Here is a 16,216-nt window from a genome sequence, read left to right as displayed (position 1 = left end):
GATTTCCTCCTGGGCGCCTCGGGTAAATTAGCTCTCGCATCGACCTTGGCAAGCACTTGCCAAGGTCGGTACAGACCGGGAGGCCCTTGCCGGAACGCCGAAGATAGGCGCTCCCGACGTTACCTGCGAGAGGGTGTCTGGCAAAAATACACGTTCACGAATGCATCGCGGCCTTTCGCTGACGAAACCTTGCTAACATGGCATGATGGCACCGCACCATCACGACCCATGCACTTTCCTGTGAGCCTCCATGCGCAAGATCCCTTCAAAACCACGTTCTACCCCCGGTACCATCACCGTGCGGGCCGCACCGGGAAGGCGCTGCCGTGCGCTGGTCTCCTTTGGCGGACGGACGGAGCAGGCGGCGATCGGGCGGGGCGGCATCACAGCGCGCAAGCGCGAGGGTGATGGCGCCACGCCGATTGCCGCCATGCCGCTTGTGGGCGGCTATGTCAGGGCCGACCGGATCGTACCGCCTGCCACGCGCCTCTCCCTCAAGCGGACACGGCCCGACATGCTGTGGTGCGATGCCCCGGATCACGCGAGCTACAACCGGCCGGTCGCGGCCCCTTTTGCCGGCCGCCACGAGAGGATGATGCGCAGCGACGGGCTTTACGACGTCTGCCTCGTCATGGACTGGAACATGCGGGTGCGCAGGCGCAATGGCGGCTCGGCGATCTTCTTTCACCTCATCCGGCCCGGCTACCAGCCGACGGAAGGCTGCGTCGCCGTCAGCCTACCGGCCATGCGCCGGATCCTCGCTTTCGCCCGAAAAGGCACCGTCGTGAAGGTGCTCGGATAGCTTCGAAGGATTATCAGAAGGTCGCGGGCGTATTGATCCAGATGAGCACGGTTTCGGCCTCGTGCAGGTTGCGCCATGCGTGGAAGCGGGTGCTCTCGAAAGTGAAGCTGTCGCCGGCGGCAAGATCGAAGAACTGGTCGCCGTCGAGCACGATCTGCATCCGGCCCTGAAGGATATGCATGAACTCCTCGCCGTCATGCCGGTAGGCGCCCTCGCTGGAGGCGCCGGGGGCGAGGACGAAGCGATGGCATTCCATCTGGTGCCGGCCTTCGGCGAGCGGCTGGATGGTGACGCCGGAGGCGGTCGCAGGCCAGGCGGACCACTGCCCGGCGCGCACGAGCGATTGGCGGTGCTCTCCACCTTCCTGGCCGGAGAGCGCCGCCAGCGTCGTTCCGAAGCAGGCCGCCAGCGCATGCAGTGCGGGCAGGGACAGACCCTGAGAGATCCGCTCGAAAGAGGAGAGGAGGGACGGGGCAATGCCGGTCTCGTCCGCGACGCTCTGCAGCGTCCGTCCGGCCTGACGCCGGAGATGACGGATTTTCGCACCGATGGCGGGTGCCATGTCGCCCTCGGCCGGTGTGGCTTGTGCCTCCGCTGATAGAGAGGGATCGTTGTCGTCCTTCAGAACCTCGCGGATGGCAGCCGGATTGAGGCCTTTCTCCGTGCGTAGCCAGCCGATGGTTTTCAGCCGGTCCATGAGCGCCTGGTCGAACAGGCGCTGACCTGTCGGGGACCGCAAGGGTTCGATCAGCCCCTGGCTTTCCCAGAGACGCAGAGTCGAGGCGGACACCCCGGCCATGCGGGCGGCTTCCGTGATCTTGAAGCGAATGTCGTCCATACCGGTCGGCCTGAAATGCGTGTGAGGCCTCTCATAGCCGCTTGAAACAGGATTGCAAACTCTACAGAAAAAATATAGGTAATTTCTTCCGAGATCGTTCGGGGGCGAAGGCGCCTGTTTCTAAGGGGATGATGCCATGTTGAATCTCGATGTCGCCGAACGTCGCGGCGCTGCCATATCGCGCGGCGTCGGCGTGACCACGCAGGTCTATGCCGAGCGGGCGGAAAATGCGGAAATCTGGGATATCGAGGGGAAGCGCTATATCGACTTCGCCGCCGGTATCGCCGTCGTCAACACAGGGCATCGTCACCCCCGCGTGATCGCTGCCGTGAAGGACCAGCTCGACCGCTTCACCCACACCTGCCATCAGGTGGTGCCCTACGAGAACTACGTCCGTCTCGCAGAGCGGCTGAATGCGCACGTGCCCGGTGACTTCGAGAAGAAGACGGTTTTCGTGACCACGGGTGCCGAAGCGGTGGAAAATGCCGTAAAGATCGCGCGGGCAGCGACGAAGCGCTCCGCCGTCATCGCCTTCTCAGGCGGCTTCCACGGGCGGACCTTCATGGGCATGGCGCTGACCGGCAAGGTGGCACCCTACAAAGCCGGATTCGGTGCGATGATGCCGGAGGTCTTTCATGTTCCCTTTCCGGCTGAACTGCATGGCATGACGGTCGATGCGTCGCTGGCGGTGCTCGACCGCCTGTTCAAGGCCGACGTCGATCCGGCGCGGGTGGCGGCCTTCATCATCGAGCCGGTGCAGGGCGAGGGCGGTTTCTACGAGGTGCCGAAGGCCCTGATGATCGCACTGCGCGAGATCGCCGACCGGCATGGCATCCTGCTGATCGCCGATGAGGTTCAGACCGGTTTTGCACGAACCGGGCGCATGTTCGCCATGGAGCATTATCCTGTCGTGGCCGATATCACGACCATGGCCAAGGGGCTGGGCGGCGGGTTTCCGATCGCAGCCGTGACCGGGCGTGCCGACGTCATGGACGCACCGGGCCCGGGCGGCCTCGGCGGGACCTATGGCGGCAACCCGATCGGGATTGCAGCCGGCCTTGCCGTGCTTGACGTCATCGATGACGAAGATCTCTGCGCCCGCGCCGGACAGCTGGGCGCCCGGCTGAAGCAGCGGCTGCAGTCGTTCAAGGATTTCGTGCCCCAGATCGTCGATATCAGGGGACCGGGCTTCATGAATGCAGTGGAATTCAATCTGCCGGGCACCACGACGCCGGATGCCGATTTCACGAACAGGGTTCGGCAACGGGCGCTGGAGAAGGGGCTGATCCTGCTCACCTGCGGTGTTTATGGAAATGTCATCCGTTTCCTCTCGCCGATCACGATCCAGGATCATATCTTCACCGAAGCGCTCGATATCCTCGAGGACACGCTGCGCGACTGCGTCAAGGGAGACTGACAATGAGCCTATCACCGGACCTTCTCGCCAAGCTGAAAGACCCGAGCCTTGCGACCGACAAGGCGCTGATCGGCGCCGACTGGGTGGCGGCATCCGCCGACGGCAAGACCTTCGATGTGTCTGACCCGGCAACCGGTAAACATGTCGCGACCCTTCCCGACATGGGACGCACCGAGACGGTGCAGGCCATCGCCGCTGCGCACAAGGCGCGGAAGGCCTGGGCCCGCAAGACCGGCAAGGAGCGGGCGCAGATCCTTCGCCGGCTATATGACCTTCTTGTTGAGAACGCTGACGACCTTGCGGTCATCCTTACGACCGAGATGGGCAAGCCGCTCGCCGAGGCGAAAGGCGAGGTGCTCTATGGCGCTTCCTATGTCGAATGGTTCGGCGAGGAAGCAAAGCGCGTCTATGGCGACACGATCCCTGGGCATCAGCCGGACAAGCGCATCATCGTCGTCAAGCAGCCGATCGGTGTCGTCGCCGCCATCACGCCGTGGAACTTCCCGAATGCAATGCTCGCCCGCAAGGTGGCGCCGGCGCTGGCGGCCGGCTGCGCCATCGTGTCGAAGCCTGCGGCCGAGACGCCGCTGTCCGCTCTGGCGCTTGCGATCCTTGCCGAGCGGGCGGGCCTTCCAGCAGGGCTCTTCAGCGTCATCCTGTCGACGGACTCCGCAGCCGTCGGGCTTGAGATGTGCGAGAGCGACAAGGTGCGCAAGCTGACCTTCACCGGCTCCACGAATGTCGGCAAGATCCTCTTCCGGCAGTCTGCCGGACAGGTGATGAAGCTCGGGCTTGAGCTCGGCGGAAACGCGCCCTTCATCGTGTTCGAGGACGCCGATCTCGATGCGGCGGTCGAAGGCGCGATGGTGTCGAAGTACCGGAACAACGGACAGACCTGCGTCTGCGCCAACCGTCTCTATGTGCAGTCGAGCGTCTACGACGCTTTTGCCGAAAAGCTTGCCGCGAAGGTACGCGCCATCAAGGTCGGCGGTGGGTTCGAGCCGGATGTCAGTGCAGGGCCGCTGATCTCGGACAAGGCTCTGGCCAAGGTCGAGGATCACATTGCCGACGCGGTCTCCAAGGGTGCCGAGATCGCGGTGGGCGGTGCGCGGGCGACGGACAAGGGCGATCTTTTCTTCCAGCCGACGATCCTGACCGGTGTTACGCCCGACATGAAGCTCGCACGCGAGGAGACCTTCGGCCCCGTCGCCCCGCTCTTCCGCTTCGAGACGGAAGAAGACGTGATCGCGATGGCCAATGACACGGAATTCGGCCTTGCCGCCTATTTCTACGCCCGCGACATCTCCAAGATCTTCCGCGTGGCGGAGGAACTCGAATACGGCATGGTCGGCATCAACACCGGCCTGATCTCCACCGAAGTCGCCCCCTTCGGCGGCATCAAGCAATCCGGGCAGGGCCGGGAAGGCTCCAAGTACGGGATCGAGGACTATATCGAGGTGAAGTATCTCTGCCTCAGCGTTTGAGATCGAGAGACAACGGATGTCTGTTGTAAGGCGGACATCCAATGCCTTCGCCTCTACCTCGTCTTAAAGAGGCCCAAGCGGCCCATCGAAGTTATCTTGGAAGGCGGTGGAAGCGTCCCAGCGCACTTGCGACGATGAGCCGGTGAAATGGCTCGATGGCAGCGAGGTAGAGTTTGCCGAAGAAAATTTTGCGATGGACGAGCGTCGTTATCCGGACACACTGCCGCACGTCATCAATCGCCGCTACGTCTACGATGATTCTGAAATCGAGATGACGATCGTCAAAGCCGAGGACAATCTGGTCACGGGTCTCGGAGAGGATCGGAAAGAGACCGATCTTTCGCTCGTCGGAAAAACTCCTTGAGGTCTTAAGGCCGAGGGGACTAACCACGATATCCCTCGCCTTCATCAGCGCACGGACCCACAGCGGTGATTGCATCAAGGCAATTTCCGCGGCCTCGAATGCTGTCAGAAACGCAATTGCATCGTTGATTTCCCAGCAGTCTGCCCAATCTGCGTTCGGCAGGGCTCCATGAGGCAAGACAACAGATTTCTCTTGGGGACGCATGAGCGGTATCCTTTCAGAAGGTACCGCTCATATTCTTCGTCTCGTGCTGCATGGCAATCGGCAGATTGCCGCAGGCCGTTTCTTACATATGGATCGGCTTGAAGAAGGTGGCAAGGGCGGCTTCCTTGACGGCTTCCGACATGGTCGGGTGGGCGTGGCAGGTGCGGCCGAGATCTTCCGAGGAGCCGCCGAATTCCATGAGGACGGCGATTTCGTGGATCATTTCGCCAGCGCCGAAGCCGATGATGTGGCCGCCGAGAACGCGATCCGTCTCTTTGTCCGCAAGGATCTTCACGAAGCCGTCGACGGCCTGCATCGCGCGGGCGCGACCATTGGCGGTGAAGGGGAACTTGCCGACCTTGTAGGCAATGCCGGCGCTCTTCAGCTCTTCCTCTGTCTTGCCGACGGAGGCGACTTCCGGCTGGGTGTAGACGACGCCGGGAATGACGTCATAGTTCACGTGTCCTGCCTGACCGGCAAGGATTTCGGCCAGCGCCACGCCTTCGTCTTCTGCCTTGTGGGCGAGCATCGGGCCGCGCACGACATCGCCGATGGCGTAGATGCCATCGACATTCGTCTTGTAGTGGCCGTCAATCTCGACGCGGCCGCGATTGTCGAGCGCGACGCCGGCTTCTTCGAGACCGAGGCCCGCCGTGTATGGCTTGCGGCCTGTCGCCACGAGAACTACGTCGGCGGAAATCGTCTGGGCTTCCCCGCCCTTGACCGGCTCGAAGGTTACGATTGCGCCGTCGCCCTCGCGCGCAACGCCTGTGACCTTGGCGCCGAGGTTGAAGGTGATGCCCTGCTTGGCGAGAATGCGCTGGAACTGCTTGGAGACTTCGCCGTCCATGCCGCCGAGGATGTTGTCGAGATATTCGACAACGGTGACCTGTGCGCCGAGGCGGGCCCAGACCGAGCCGAGCTCGAGGCCGATGACGCCGCCGCCGACGACAACCATGGTGCCGGGCACTTTTTCAAGAGCGATGCCGCCCGTGGAGGAGACGATGACGGTCTCGTCGATCTCGACAGGGACGCCGGGGATGCCGGCAACGTCGGAGCCGGTCGCGATCACGATGTTCTTCGTTTCGACCGTCTGCTCCTCGCCGGCATCATTGGTAACAACGACCTTTCCGGCACCGGCGATGCGGCCTGTACCCTGGATGGCGTCGATCTTGTTCTTCTTGAAGAGGAAGGCCACGCCTTCGACGTTCGACTTTACGGTCGCGTCCTTGTGCTCCATCATCTTCGGCAGGTTGAGGCGCGGTGCCTCGATCTCGATGCCGAGGCTGTCCATATGGCCGGCGGCGTGGAACATCTCGGATGCATGCAACAGGGCCTTGGAGGGGATGCAGCCGATGTTGAGGCAGGTACCGCCATAGGTGGCGCGCTTCTCGATAACGGCGACCTTCAGGCCGAGCTGGGCTGCCTTGATGGCGGCTACATAGCCGCCGGGGCCGGTTCCGATAACAACGACGTCATAAGCCATGAATACTTTCCTTCCGTGCGCAGCCTGTCCCGACTGCCGATGTTGACGTTGGCTGCCGCTTGGCAGCTGCCGGATGTGAATGTCGAGCAAGCCAGCCGGGTTTACGCTGCCTTCTCGGTTGCAAGTTTGAGCCCGAGCGCGATGAAGACCATGCCGCTGGCGCGGTCGATCCAATGGCTGATTCGGGTGAAGCGCAAGCGCATGGCGGGCGTCGTCATGAACAGGCTGACGCCCACGAACCAGAGGATGAGGCAGCCCGCCATGACGAGGCCGTAGCCGAACTTGACCGCGACGGGCGTCTGCAGGCTCACGACCGTGGAGAAGATCGATAGAAAGAAGAAGACCGGCTTCGGGTTCAGAGCGTTGGCGGCGAAGCCCAGACCGAAGGCTTTGAGAGCAGATTGCGGCTCGCGTTGTGTAACCTGCACAGGCGCTCCGTCCGCGGCGGCGGCTGCCGGCTTCGAGCGCAGCGCCTTGATGCCGATATAGACGAGGTAGGCGACACCGCACCATTTGATGATGTTGAAGAGCGTGATCGACTGCGAAATGATCAGGCCGAGTCCTAGGATGGTATAGGTGACGTGCACCATCAGCGCCGTGCCGACGCCGAACGAGGTCAAAATCGCCGAACGGCGACCGTTGACGATCGACTGGCGCATGACCATCGCAAAATCCGCTCCGGGCGAGATGATCCCGAAGAAGAACACCGCCATCAGCGAGGCGAGTTCGAGCAGATAGGGGTGCAGGGACATATCCATCATCATCTCCGGTGATCGCTTGACGTCAGAAGATCAGGACCAGCCCCATCACGATCAGGCCCGCCAGCGAGCCGAGCCAGACGAGCGAACGGATGTAGGGGATGCCTGCGAGGTAAAGGGGAACATAGACGATGCGGCAGGCAAACCAGATCCAGGCGCCAATCAGCCCCCAGCCGGAGGGATCGCCGGCAATGGCGAGACCGAGCGCCAGACCAACGAAGGCCGGATAGGTTTCCTGGAGATTTTTGGACGCCCGTCCGGCGCGGCCTGCAACCACGCCTTCCGGCTGTTTGTCGCCATCACGCGGGCCGGCGTTCCAGCTGGACCCGAGTTCGCGCGTCGCCAGCATGCCCTGGAGGCAGATCTGCACAACGAGCAATACCACGCTCCAGGCGACAAGCGCCGGAAAGGGCGAGGCAGCGATGACGGTCGGTTCCATGAGGGGATCTCTCAGTCAGGCGAAGGCCCGCCCTTGCCGGGCAGGCCTCGTTATTCAGTCTCAGAGGTCGAGAACGAGACGTTCGGGATCTTCGAGGCTTTCCTTGACGCGGACGAGGAAGGTCACGGCTTCCTTGCCGTCAACGATGCGGTGATCGTAGGAGAGCGCGAGATACATCATCGGGCGGATAACGATCTGGCCGCCGACGACGACCGGGCGATCCTGGATCTTGTGCATGCCGAGAATGCCGGACTGCGGTGCGTTGAGGATCGGCGAGGACATCAGCGAGCCGTAGACGCCGCCATTGGTGATGGTGAAGGTGCCGCCCTGCATGTCGGCCATCGACAGCGAGCCGTCACGGGCAGCCTTGGCAAGGCGGCCGAGTTCCTTCTCGATCTGGGCGATCGACATCTGGTCGGCATCGCGGATGACCGGGACGACGAGGCCCTTGTCGGTGCCGACGGCCATGCCGACGTGGCAGAAGTTCTTGTAGACCAGATCCGTGCCGTCGATCTCGGCGTTGACGGCCGGCAGTTCCTTCAGCGCGTGCGTCACGGCCTTGGTGAAGAAGCCCATGAAGCCGAGCTTCACGCCATGCTTCTTTTCGAAGACGTCCTTGTACTTGGTGCGCAGATCCATGACCGCCTTCATGTCCACCTCGTTGTAGGTGGTCAGCATGGCGGCCGTGTTCTGGGCGTCCTTGAGGCGCTTGGCGATCGTCTGACGCAGGCGCGTCATCTTCACGCGCTCTTCGCGCGGAGCGTCTGCTGCGTTGGAAGGGCCGCGAGCAGGAGCCTTGGCCTGTTCGGCAGGCGCTGCCGGCGTCTGGAGGCCACGGTTGACGGCGGCGATCACGTCGCCCTTGAGGACCTGGCCACGCTTGCCGGAGCCGTCGATGTCATCGGCGGAAACATTGTTTTCAGCCAGCATCTTGGCGGCAGCCGGCGCGGGCGGCATGGAGGAGGGGGCGGACTGCGAAGCGGCAGGCGCCTCGGCAGCCGTCTTGTCCGCGGCAGGGGCAGTGGCTTCGGCAGGCTTTGCAGCTGGAGCGGCGGCAGCGCCCGCACCTTCGGCGATCTGACCGAGAAGCGCACCCAGACCGACCGTTTCGCCTTCATTGGCAACGATTTCCGACAGCGTGCCGGAGGCCGGTGCCGGGACTTCGATCGTAACCTTGTCGGTTTCGAGTTCCAGCAGGGGCTCGTCGGCGTTCACGGTGTCGCCGACCTTCTTGAACCAGGTGCCGATCGTGGCTTCGCTGACGGATTCACCCAGGGTGGGCACGCGGATTTCGGTTGCCATTGTTAAAACGTCCTGATGTTGCGGGCGTTGCTGCCGGACCGGTCAGTCGCGCCTGAAAAGGGAATAGATGAGGAAGCAGACCGCGGCGGAACGGCGTTCCGCCCACGGGACCGACCATGAGAAAGGCCGGTATCGGGCTGACAGTCCAGCCACCTCGCCAGAGCTGTCGAAACCGCTGCCGATGCAACGGTCCGACCGATCTGGTGCGAGGTGGTGGAGAGGATGCCCATATCGACGCGTCAGCCTCCGAGCGCGTCTTCGAGGAAGGCGGCAAGCTGGGCCAGATGTTTGGACATCAGACCTGTTGCCGGCGAGGCTGCGGCCGGGCGGCCGGTGTAGCGCACCCGCTGGTACTTCGCATCGATATGCGCCAGCACCCATTCGAGATAGGGATCGATGAACGACCAGGACCCCATGTTCTTGGGCTCTTCCTGGCACCAGACCATCTCCGCATTGCGGAAGCGGCTGAGCTCGTTGATCAGCGCCTTGGCCGGGAACGGATAAAGCTGTTCCAGACGCAGGAGGTAGATGTCGTCGATGCCACGCTTTTCGCGCTCTTCGAGCAGGTCGTAATAGACTTTGCCCGAGCAGAGCACGACGCGGCGGATCTTCGCATCCTTCTGGAGCTTGATCGGGCCGTCCTTGATGACTTCCGCATCGTCCCACAGCAGGCGGTGGAACGAGGTCTCGCCCGCCATTTCCGACAGGCTGGAGACGGCGCGCTTGTGACGCAGCAGCGACTTCGGCGTCATGATGATCAGCGGCTTGCGGAAGTCGCGCTTCATCTGGCGGCGCAGCACATGGAAGTAGTTTGCCGGCGTCGTGACGTTGACGACCTGCATGTTGTCTTCCGCGCACATCTGCAGCCAGCGTTCGAGGCGGGCGGAGGAGTGCTCCGGACCCTGACCTTCATAGCCATGCGGCAGCAGGCAGACGAGGCCCGACATGCGCAGCCACTTGCGTTCGCCCGAAGATATGAACTGGTCGAAGACGACCTGAGCACCGTTGGCGAAGTCGCCGAACTGGGCTTCCCAGAGCGTCAGCGCGTTCGGACGGGCCAGCGAGTAGCCGTATTCGAAGCCGAGGACGGCCTCTTCCGACAGCATCGAGTTAATGACCTCGTAGCGCGCCTGGGTCGGCGAAAGGTTGGCAAGCGGGATGTAGCGCTCTTCCGTCTGCTGGTCGTAGAGAACGGTGTGGCGCTGCGAGAATGTGCCACGCTCGCAATCCTGGCCCGACAGGCGGATCTTCGTGCCTTCGACGGCAAGAGAGCCGAAGGCCAGCGCTTCCGCCATGGCCCAGTCGATGCCTTCGCCCGTCTGGATCATGTTGGAACGATTGTCCATGAAGCGCTGGATCGTCTTGTGGACGTTGAAGCCTTCCGGAACTTCCGAGAGCTTGCGGCCGATTTCCTTCAGAGACTTCATTGGCACCGAGGTCTTGCCACGGCGCTGTTCGTCCTGATTGTCGGCGGTGCGCAGGCCCGACCATGCGCCATCCAGCCAGTCGGCCTTGTTGGGCTTGTAGGACTGTCCGGCCTCGAACTCCTGTTCGAGACGTGCGCGCCAGTCGGCCTTCATCTTCTCCAGTTCGCCGTCCGTGATCAGGCCTTCGGCGATTAGGCGTTCGCCGTAGAGCTGAACGACCGTCTTGTGACCGCGGATGACCTTGTACATCTTCGGCTGCGTGAAGGACGGTTCGTCGCCTTCGTTATGGCCGAAGCGGCGGTAGCAGAACATGTCGACCACGACCGGCTTGTGGAACTTCATCCGGAATTCGATGGCGATCTTGGCGGCGTAAACCACCGCTTCCGGATCGTCGCCGTTGACGTGGAAGATCGGCGCCTCGATCATCTTGGCAACGTCGGACGGGTAGGGCGACGAACGCGAGAAGGCCGGATTGGTGGTGAAGCCGATCTGGTTGTTGATGATGAAGTGCAGCGTGCCGCCGACGCGGTGGCCGCGCAGGCCCGACAGTCCGAGGATTTCGGCCGTGACGCCCTGACCGGCGAAAGCCGCGTCGCCATGAAGCAGCAAGGGCAGAACCTTGGAGCGTTCCTTGAGCGGAATGACGTCGCCTTCGAAGGTCGTCGCCATCTGGTCCTGCTTGGCGCGCGCCTTGCCCATGACCACGGGGTTGACGATTTCCAGGTGCGACGGGTTTGCCGTCAGCGACAGGTGAACCTTGTTGCCGTCGAACTCGCGGTCCGAGGAGGCGCCGAGGTGGTACTTCACGTCGCCGGAGCCTTCAACGTCGTCAGGAGCAGCCGAGCCGCCCTTGAACTCGTGGAACACGGCGCGATGCGGCTTGCCCATCACGTTGGTGAGAACGTTCAGGCGGCCACGGTGCGCCATGCCGAGGATGATTTCCTTCATCCCGTCCTGGCCGCCGCGCTTGATGATCTGCTCGAGCGCCGGAATGAGCGATTCGCCGCCATCGAGGCCGAAGCGCTTGGTGCCCTTGTACTTCACGTCGATGAACTGCTCGAAGCCTTCGGCCTCGATCAGCTTTGAGAGGATGGCCTTCTTGCCTTCCGGCGTGAACTCGACGCCCTTGGCGGGGCCTTCGATACGTTCCTGGATCCAGCCTTTGATCTCGGGATCGGAAATGTGCATGAACTCGACGCCGAGCGTCGAGCAGTAGGTCCGCTCGAGAATATCGACGATCTCGCGCATCGAGGCATATTCGAGCCCGAGCACGTTATCGAGGAAGATCTTGCGGTCCATGTCGCCGGCTTCGAAGCCGTAATTGGACGGGGACAGTTCGTGGTAATCCTCAACCGGTGCTGCGATCTGCAGCGGGTCGAGCTTGGCATGCAGGTGACCGCGCATGCGATAGGCGCGGATGAGCATGATGGCGCGGATGCTGTCGCGGGTCGCCTGGTGCACGTCGGCGGGCGAGGCGGGAACGCCGGTCGCTTCCGCCTTGGCTTCGGCCTTCGCCTGCACCTTCTTCTCGATGACCTTCTCGACGGTGCCCCAATCGCCGTCCAGCGCCGACGTCAGATCGTCGCGCGGCGTCAGCGGCCAGTTCGGCTTCTTCCACGAGGCGCCCTTGGCGGCCTTCACGACGTCTTCGGGATTATCGGCCAGCGCCTTGAAGAAAGACTGCCACTCGCCCGAAACGGACGACGGGTCCGCCTCGTAGCGCGCGTAGAGCTGCTCGATGTAGCTCGCATTGGCGCCGTCCAGAAAGGACGTCAGTTGAAATTGCTCGTTGGCCTCTTGCCTTGCCATGGTTTTATCGCGGACCTGTCCGTCCGCCTCCTGACTTGTTGGATGCGGCCTCTGGGATATGCGGACGTGCCATCCCGGGCCGACTTTGCGACGGCCATCCAATACGGCCGTATGCGTGTCATTTGTTTGGCAGGACCCAAGCGCGAGGCTTCGATTGCCGACTTCACTTAGATGGGGCAAGGGACGGCTGGCGCCAATGGCCGGCCGTCCCTTAAAGTTGCATCAGCCCTTGAGGACTTCCACCAGCGTCTTGCCGAGGCGGGCCGGGGAGGGCGAAACACGGATGCCGGCCTGTTCCATGGCGGCGATCTTGTCTTCCGCGCCACCCTTGCCGCCGGAGATCACGGCGCCTGCATGGCCCATAGTGCGGCCGGGAGGTGCCGTGCGACCGGCGATGAAGCCGACCATCGGCTTTTTGCGGCCACGCTTGGCTTCGTCCATCAGGAACTGCGCGGCTTCTTCTTCGGCGGAGCCGCCGATTTCGCCGATCATGATGATGGACTTGGTCTCGTCGTCGGCCAGGAACATTTCCAGCACGTCGATGAATTCGGTGCCCTTGACCGGGTCGCCGCCGATGCCGACAGCGGTCGTCTGGCCGAGGCCTTCGTTCGTGGTCTGGAACACGGCTTCATAGGTGAGCGTGCCCGAACGCGAGAGAACGCCGACGGAGCCCTTCTTGAAGATGTTGCCCGGCATGATGCCGATCTTGCACTCGTTCGGCGTCATGACGCCGGGGCAGTTCGGGCCGATGAGGCGGGACTTCGACGCATCGAGACGCGCCTTGACCTTGACCATATCGGCAACCGGAATGCCTTCGGTGATGCAGACGATGAGCGGGATTTCCGCTTCGATCGCCTCGATGATGGCGGCAGCGGCGCCGGCCGGGGGAACGTAGATGACGGACGCGTCGGCGCCGGTCTGTTCCTTGCCCTCGGCAACGGTTGCGAAGATCGGCAGCTTTTCGCCCTTGGAGCCTTCCCAGGTCTCGCCACCCTTCTTCGGGTTGATGCCGCCGACCATCTGCGTGCCATGATAGGCGAGCGCCTGCTCGGTGTGGAACGTGCCGGTCTTGCCCGTCAGACCCTGAACGAGGATCTTGGTGTCTTTATTGATGAGAATGGACATGGATCAGTTTTCCTCTTCCTCGAATTCGAGGGAATCAAATTCTTCGAAAGCGTCGTTGGACCAGCGGTAACCCTTGCCGGCGATCGACTTCTCACCAAGATGGCTGTTCAGGTTCTTGGACCAGTGCGTGTGGAACCAGTCGAACTGCTTGTCGGCTGTCGAGATGCCCAGCTCGCCCTTCCAGACGTACAGCGTTTCGTCCTTCGACTTCAGCTTGAAGAACTCGACGGCATCTTCGTCATGCGTGAAATGGGCCCAGCGATCGGCGGCCTCGTCGTCGAGGTCCGGCGTGGTGTCCCAGCAAACGAAGTAGCACAGGTTGATGTCGGTCTCGTTCGGTCCGAAGGACTGGCGATTGACCGTCTTTTTCGCATCGCTCATGTGATCAGGCACCCTTCACGGCAGCAACGATCTTCTGTGCCGCATCGTCCAGATCGTCGGCCGAGATGACGTTGAGGCCGCTCTCGTTGATGATCTTCTTGCCGAGGTCGACGTTCGTGCCTTCGAGACGCACGACGAGCGGCACCGTCAGGCCGACATCCTTCACGGCTGCGATCACGCCTTCGGCAATGACGTCGCACTTCATGATGCCGCCGAAGATGTTGACCAGAATGCCCTTCACGGCAGGATCGGCCGTGATGATCTTGAAGGCAGCTGTGACCTTCTCCTTCGTGGCGCCGCCGCCGACATCAAGGAAGTTCGCGGGCTCGGCGCCATAGAGCTTGATGATGTCCATCGTCGCCATGGCGAGACCGGCACCATTGACCATGCAGCCGATATTGCCGTCGAGGGCGACATAAGCGAGGTCATACTTGGACGCCTCGATTTCCTTCGCATCTTCCTCGGTCTTGTCGCGCAGAGCGACGACGTCTTCATGGCGGAAGAGCGCGTTGCCGTCGAAGGACATTTTAGCATCGAGGACGCGCAGGCGGCCGTTGGTCATGACGATCAGCGGGTTGACCTCGAGCAGGCTCATGTCCTTCTCGACGAACGCCTTGTAGAGGATCGGAAACAGACGCTCGCCGTCGGCCTTGGCTTCGCCTTCGAGCTTCAGCGCGGAGGTGAGGGCGTCGAGGTTTGCAGCCGTCACGCCGGCGACCGGGTCGATCGCGACGTTGATGATCTTTTCCGGCGTGTCATGCGCGACGGTCTCGATGTCCATGCCGCCTTCCGTGGAGACCACGAAGGAAACCTGACCGACGGCGCGATCGACGAGGATGGACAGGTAGAGTTCGCGGTCGATGTCGGCGCCGTCCTCGATGTAGAGGCGGTTCACCTGCTTGCCGGCGTCGCCGGTCTGCTTGGTGACGAGCGTGTTACCCAGCATTTCCTTGGAGTGGGAAACGGCTTCCTCGATGGTCTTGGCGAGGCGAACGCCACCCTTGGCGTCGGGGCCGAGTTCCTTGAACTTGCCCTTGCCGCGGCCACCGGCGTGGATCTGGCTCTTGACGACGTAAAGCGGGCCGGGAAGCGACTTCGCCGCAGCTTCCGCCTCGTCGGCCGAGAAGATCGCGACACCTTCGGCAACCGGTGCGCCAAAGCTCTTCAGAAGAGCCTTGGCCTGGTATTCATGAATGTTCATGGAAATATTCCTGTCTGATGTCGGAAAAGATTACTTCAGGCTCGGAGCGATGCCGACGCAGGCTTCGCAAAGGCCTGCAACGGCCGCCACGGACTTGTCGAAAGCTTCCTGTTCGGCCTTGGTAAACTCGACCTCGATGATACGCTCGATGCCGCCGGCACCGATGATGGTGGGAACGCCGACATACATGTCGTTGACGCCGTACTGGCCGGACAGATAGGCCGCGCAGGGCAGAACGCGCTTCTTGTCCTTGAGGAAGGACTCGGCCATTTCGATGGCGGAAGCGGCTGGTGCGTAATAGGCCGAACCGGTCTTGAGCAGGCCGACGATTTCAGCGCCGCCGTCACGGGTGCGCTGGATGATCTCTTCCAGGCGTTCCTTGGTGACCCAGCCCATCTTCACGAGGTCCGTCAGCGGGATGCCGCCGATGGTGGAGTAGCGGGCGAGCGGGACCATCGTGTCGCCGTGACCGCCGAGAACGAAGGCGGTGACGTCCTGGACGGAGACGTTGAATTCCTGGCTGAGGAACAGGCGGAAGCGGGCGCTGTCGAGCACGCCGGCCATGCCGACGACCATGTTCTTCGGCAGGCCGGAGAACTTCTGCAGTGCCCAGACCATCGCGTCGAGCGGGTTGGTGATGCAGATGACGAAGGCGTTCGGAGCATACTTCTTGATGCCGGCGCCGACCTGTTCCATGACCTTGAGGTTGATGCCGAGCAGATCGTCGCGGCTCATGCCGGGCTTGCGGGCAACGCCAGCGGTGACGATGCAGACATCGGCGCCTTCAATCGCTGCATAGTCGCTGGCGCCCGTCAGGTTGGCGTTGAAGCCTTCCACCGGCGAGGACTGCGCGATGTCGAGGCCCTTGCCCTGAGGCACGCCGTCGGCGATGTCGAAGAGAACGATGTCGCCCAGTTCCTTGAGGCCGGCCAGATGTGCCAGCGTACCGCCAATCGTTCCGGAACCGATAAGTGCGATCTTGTTGCGCGCCATGAAAGTGCTTCCTTTGAGATCAAATCTGGCAAGGTCTGCAGCGACACGTCTCCGCTTGTCCGGGCGGCACCCAACCTCACGGGCGAAAGCACTAGTCGTCTCATCCGAAAATATCAACCGATACTTTCGGAGTGAGTTTTTTCAATCGTTTAGATCATTATTATCTTACGTCAACGTAAGATATTC

General features: G+C 62.3%; 14 protein-coding genes. 3 read left to right on the top strand and 11 right to left on the bottom strand.

Annotation, left to right across the window (positions count from 1 at the left end; genetic code table 11):
• Positions 1-250: 250 nt before the first annotated feature.
• Positions 251-802 (top strand): L,D-transpeptidase family protein, encoded by a 552-nt coding sequence (locus tag BSG19_RS18610; RefSeq protein ID WP_092989533.1) that lies wholly within the window; start codon positions 251-253, stop codon positions 800-802.
• A gap of 13 nt (positions 803-815) precedes the next feature.
• Here the strand turns inward: BSG19_RS18610 and BSG19_RS18605 are convergent, their stop codons facing one another.
• The gene (locus BSG19_RS18605) at positions 816-1,640 is read right to left on the bottom strand and encodes a MerR family transcriptional regulator (RefSeq protein ID WP_092989532.1); all 825 of its coding nucleotides are present in this window, start codon (positions 1,638-1,640) and stop codon (positions 816-818) included.
• A 136-nt stretch (positions 1,641-1,776) separates the two neighbouring features.
• Between BSG19_RS18605 and BSG19_RS18600 the strand changes: the two genes are divergently transcribed.
• Both BSG19_RS18600 and BSG19_RS18595 read left to right on the top strand, forming a co-directional pair.
• Positions 1,777-3,057: a 4-aminobutyrate--2-oxoglutarate transaminase gene (locus tag BSG19_RS18600; protein ID WP_092989531.1), complete on the top strand. Its 1,281-nt coding sequence runs from the start codon at positions 1,777-1,779 to the stop codon at positions 3,055-3,057.
• Positions 3,058-3,059: 2 nt separating this feature from the next.
• Complete coding sequence (locus BSG19_RS18595) at positions 3,060-4,541, top strand: NAD-dependent succinate-semialdehyde dehydrogenase (protein ID WP_092989530.1); 1,482 nt, start codon at positions 3,060-3,062, stop codon at positions 4,539-4,541.
• Positions 4,542-4,632: 91 nt separating this feature from the next.
• Here the strand turns inward: BSG19_RS18595 and BSG19_RS18590 are convergent, their stop codons facing one another.
• The 10 genes from BSG19_RS18590 to mdh form a co-directional block, all read right to left on the bottom strand.
• A complete protein-coding gene (locus tag BSG19_RS18590) occupies positions 4,633-5,109 on the bottom strand; it encodes a DUF2867 domain-containing protein (protein ID WP_092989529.1) in 477 nt (158 codons plus the stop codon).
• A gap of 82 nt (positions 5,110-5,191) precedes the next feature.
• Complete coding sequence (lpdA, locus tag BSG19_RS18585) at positions 5,192-6,595, bottom strand: dihydrolipoyl dehydrogenase (protein WP_092989528.1); 1,404 nt, start codon at positions 6,593-6,595, stop codon at positions 5,192-5,194.
• A gap of 101 nt (positions 6,596-6,696) precedes the next feature.
• Positions 6,697-7,341, bottom strand: a complete 645-nt coding sequence (locus BSG19_RS18580; protein WP_092989655.1) for a LysE family translocator — start codon at positions 7,339-7,341, stop codon at positions 6,697-6,699.
• Positions 7,342-7,378: 37 nt separating this feature from the next.
• The gene (locus BSG19_RS18575) at positions 7,379-7,792 is read right to left on the bottom strand and encodes an MAPEG family protein (RefSeq protein WP_092989527.1); all 414 of its coding nucleotides are present in this window, start codon (positions 7,790-7,792) and stop codon (positions 7,379-7,381) included.
• A gap of 60 nt (positions 7,793-7,852) precedes the next feature.
• Complete coding sequence (gene odhB / locus BSG19_RS18570) at positions 7,853-9,094, bottom strand: 2-oxoglutarate dehydrogenase complex dihydrolipoyllysine-residue succinyltransferase (protein ID WP_092989526.1); 1,242 nt, start codon at positions 9,092-9,094, stop codon at positions 7,853-7,855.
• A gap of 239 nt (positions 9,095-9,333) precedes the next feature.
• A complete protein-coding gene (locus tag BSG19_RS18565; RefSeq protein WP_092989525.1) occupies positions 9,334-12,330 on the bottom strand; it encodes a 2-oxoglutarate dehydrogenase E1 component in 2,997 nt (998 codons plus the stop codon).
• 222 nt (positions 12,331-12,552) lie between these two features.
• A complete protein-coding gene (gene sucD, locus BSG19_RS18560) occupies positions 12,553-13,455 on the bottom strand; it encodes a succinate--CoA ligase subunit alpha (RefSeq protein WP_062596279.1) in 903 nt (300 codons plus the stop codon).
• A 3-nt stretch (positions 13,456-13,458) separates the two neighbouring features.
• Positions 13,459-13,836, bottom strand: a complete 378-nt coding sequence (locus tag BSG19_RS18555) for a hypothetical protein (protein ID WP_092989524.1) — start codon at positions 13,834-13,836, stop codon at positions 13,459-13,461.
• 4 nt (positions 13,837-13,840) lie between these two features.
• Positions 13,841-15,037: an ADP-forming succinate--CoA ligase subunit beta gene (gene sucC, locus BSG19_RS18550; RefSeq protein WP_092989523.1), complete on the bottom strand. Its 1,197-nt coding sequence runs from the start codon at positions 15,035-15,037 to the stop codon at positions 13,841-13,843.
• 30 nt (positions 15,038-15,067) lie between these two features.
• Entirely contained in the window at positions 15,068-16,030 is a 963-nt protein-coding gene (gene mdh, locus BSG19_RS18545) for a malate dehydrogenase (protein WP_092989522.1), read from the bottom strand.
• Between the last annotated feature and the right edge of the window lie 186 nt (positions 16,031-16,216).

The organism is Rhizobium sp. NFR03 (assembly GCF_900111275.1).
Lineage (GTDB): Bacteria > Pseudomonadota > Alphaproteobacteria > Rhizobiales > Rhizobiaceae > Ferranicluibacter.
The sequence above is the reverse complement of the archived record's forward strand: the minus strand, read 5'-3'. Positions and strand labels throughout refer to the sequence as shown.

What these genes read in the sequence shown, in the direction of transcription:
- sucD (WP_062596279.1), bottom strand. Translation starts at nt 13,455, where the DNA reads ATGTCCATTCTCATCAATAAAGACACCAAGATCCTCGTTCAGGGTCTG.
- BSG19_RS18595 (WP_092989530.1), top strand. Translation starts at nt 3,060, where the DNA reads ATGAGCCTATCACCGGACCTTCTCGCCAAGCTGAAAGACCCGAGCCTT.
- lpdA (WP_092989528.1), bottom strand. Translation starts at nt 6,595, where the DNA reads ATGGCTTATGACGTCGTTGTTATCGGAACCGGCCCCGGCGGCTATGTA.
- mdh (WP_092989522.1), bottom strand. Translation starts at nt 16,030, where the DNA reads ATGGCGCGCAACAAGATCGCACTTATCGGTTCCGGAACGATTGGCGGT.
- BSG19_RS18555 (WP_092989524.1), bottom strand. Translation starts at nt 13,836, where the DNA reads ATGAGCGATGCGAAAAAGACGGTCAATCGCCAGTCCTTCGGACCGAAC.
- sucC (WP_092989523.1), bottom strand. Translation starts at nt 15,037, where the DNA reads ATGAACATTCATGAATACCAGGCCAAGGCTCTTCTGAAGAGCTTTGGC.
- odhB (WP_092989526.1), bottom strand. Translation starts at nt 9,094, where the DNA reads ATGGCAACCGAAATCCGCGTGCCCACCCTGGGTGAATCCGTCAGCGAA.
- BSG19_RS18600 (WP_092989531.1), top strand. Translation starts at nt 1,777, where the DNA reads ATGTTGAATCTCGATGTCGCCGAACGTCGCGGCGCTGCCATATCGCGC.
- BSG19_RS18610 (WP_092989533.1), top strand. Translation starts at nt 251, where the DNA reads ATGCGCAAGATCCCTTCAAAACCACGTTCTACCCCCGGTACCATCACC.
- BSG19_RS18605 (WP_092989532.1), bottom strand. Translation starts at nt 1,640, where the DNA reads ATGGACGACATTCGCTTCAAGATCACGGAAGCCGCCCGCATGGCCGGG.
- BSG19_RS18575 (WP_092989527.1), bottom strand. Translation starts at nt 7,792, where the DNA reads ATGGAACCGACCGTCATCGCTGCCTCGCCCTTTCCGGCGCTTGTCGCC.
- BSG19_RS18590 (WP_092989529.1), bottom strand. Translation starts at nt 5,109, where the DNA reads ATGCGTCCCCAAGAGAAATCTGTTGTCTTGCCTCATGGAGCCCTGCCG.
- BSG19_RS18565 (WP_092989525.1), bottom strand. Translation starts at nt 12,330, where the DNA reads ATGGCAAGGCAAGAGGCCAACGAGCAATTTCAACTGACGTCCTTTCTG.